This is a genomic window from Streptomyces sp. NPDC017529 (assembly GCF_044329785.1).
In the GTDB taxonomy this organism is placed as follows: Bacteria; Actinomycetota; Actinomycetes; order Streptomycetales; family Streptomycetaceae; genus Streptomyces.
Genome location: NZ_JBIRJY010000049.1, coordinates 1 through 2,246, shown reverse-complemented (window position 1 = coordinate 2,246; position 2,246 = coordinate 1). Strand labels below are relative to the sequence as shown.

The 2,246-nt window shown below is 72.9% G+C and carries 1 protein-coding gene; it reads right to left on the bottom strand.

Annotated features, from left to right (window positions below):
* The coding region (locus ACH4K4_RS38635; RefSeq protein WP_398175061.1) for an amino acid adenylation domain-containing protein at positions 1–2,231 on the bottom strand (2,231 nt) is incomplete at its 3' end.
* Positions 2,232–2,246 lie beyond the last annotated feature (15 nt).

Genomic DNA, 2,246 nt, shown 5'->3' with positions numbered 1-2,246 from the left:
CACAAGCGCCGCTGCGCGAACGACAGCGGCAGCCGGGAAGGCCGCTCGGCGCGTACGACGGCGGGACGGGCGGCCGCCGCGCTGTCGAGACGCCGTGCCAGGGCGGCCGGGGTGGGCGTCTCGAAGACGGCACGGAGGTCCAGCTCCGCGCCGAGGACGGCACGGACCCGGTTGACCAGCCTCGTCGCGAGCAGCGAATGACCACCCAGCGCGAAGAAGCCGTCCTCGGCACCGACCACGGGCACGCCCAGCAACTCGGCGAACAGGCCGCACAGCACCTCTTCCTCGGGCGTGCGTGGCGCGCGACCGGAGGGCGCGTCGCCGGTCGTCCCGGGGGCGGGCAGGGCGCGGCGGTCCAGCTTGCCGCTGGGCGTCAGCGGCAGGGCGTCAAGGAACACGACGGCCGCAGGCACCAGGTAGCCGGGCAGCCGGGCGCGGAGGAATTCCTGTACGTCCGACGCTTCCACCTCGGATACGCGGACCGCGTACGCCACCAGCCGGACATCCCCCGGCCGGTCCTCCCGCGCCACGACCACAGCCCGGCCCACACCCGGATGAGCACCCAACACCGCCTCGACCTCACCCGGCTCGACACGAAAACCCCGCACCTTCACCTGACCATCCGACCGCCCCACAAACTCCAACTCCCCATCAACCCGCCACCGCACCACATCACCCGTCCGATACATCCGCTCCCCCACCCCACCAAACGGACACGCCACAAACCGCTCCGCAGTCAACCCACACCGCCCCACATACCCACGCGCCAACCCCACACCCCCCACATACAACTCCCCCACCACACCCACCGGCACCGGCCGCAACCCCCCATCCAACACAAACACCCGCACACCCCACACCGCCCTACCAATCGGCGGCACACCACCACCCCCCAACGGCCCCGACATCGACACACACACCGTCGCCTCCGTCGGCCCGTACGCATTGACCAACACGCGGCCAGGCGCCCAGAGTTCCACCAGTTCGGCAGGGCAGGCTTCGCCCGCCACCACGAGCGTGAGGCCCTCGGGGAGGCTGTCCGGGGCCAGCGCCGCCAGGGTCGAGGGCGGCAGGGTCAGATGGGTCACGCCGTACGCGGCGACGGTCTCGGCCAGCGGCGCTCCCGGTAGCAGGCGGTCCGCCGGCGCGATGACGAGGCGGGCACCCGTCAGCAGCGCCATGCACAGTTCCCAGAAGGACGCGTCGAAGCTGGGCGAGGCGAAGTGCAGCACCCGGCTGTCCGGCCCGGCGCCGAGGCGTTCGCGCTGCGTTGCGGCGAGGGAGGCGACGCCGCTGTGGGGGACCAGCACGCCCTTCGGGGCGCCGGAGGAGCCGGACGTGTGGATGACGTACGCGGGGCACGCCGGCAGCGCGGGCGCCGTACGGTCCGCGTCGGTGAGGTCGGTGTCCGGCTGCTCACGGAGGGCGCGGGCCGTGTCGTCCGCGTCCAGGCAGAGGCCCGGGACGTCCGTGTCCGGCAGTGCGGCGCCCGTCGCGTGGTCGGTGACCAGGAGCGCGGGGGCGGTGTCGCGGAGCAGGTAGGCGATCCGCGCGGCCGGGTAGCCGGGGTCGACGGGCAGGTAGGCAGCGCCGGTTTTGAGTACGCCGAGTACGGCCGTGACCAGGTCGGCCGAGCGGGGCAGCGCCAGCGCCACCACACGCTCCGGTCCCGCGCCGCGGGCGGCCAGCAGCCGGGCCAGGCGGTTGGCGCGGGCGTTCAGCTCCGCGTAGCCGAGTCTGGTGTCCGGCGTTTCGACGGCGACCGCGTCCGGGGTACGGGCCACCTGTGCCGCGAACAGCTCGGGCAGCGTCGCCGGGGCCTGGGCGGGGGTGGTGCCGCCCGCGGTCCCCAACAAGGCGTGCCGCTCGGCGGGGCTCAGGATCTCCAGGCTTCCGATGGCCTGGTCCGGGTCGGCGACGGCCGCTTCCAGCAGCCTGCGCAGCCGCGCGAGCAGCCCTTCCACGGTGGCCCGGTCGAACAGGTCGGTGCGGAACTCGGCCTCTCCTTCGAGTCCGGCCGGCGCCTGTTCGGCGTCCCGGCGCTCGCGTACGGCGAACGTCAGGTCCACCTTCGCGGTGCCGGTGGAGACGGTGACCTCTTCTGCTTCGGTGCCCGGCAGTCCGTATTCGACCGTGGCGGTGTTGTTCATCGCCAGTGCGATCTGGAAGAGCGGGTTGCGGTCCGCGGAGCGCTCCGGATTCAACGCCTCCACCAACCGCTCGAACGGCACATCCTGATGCGCATA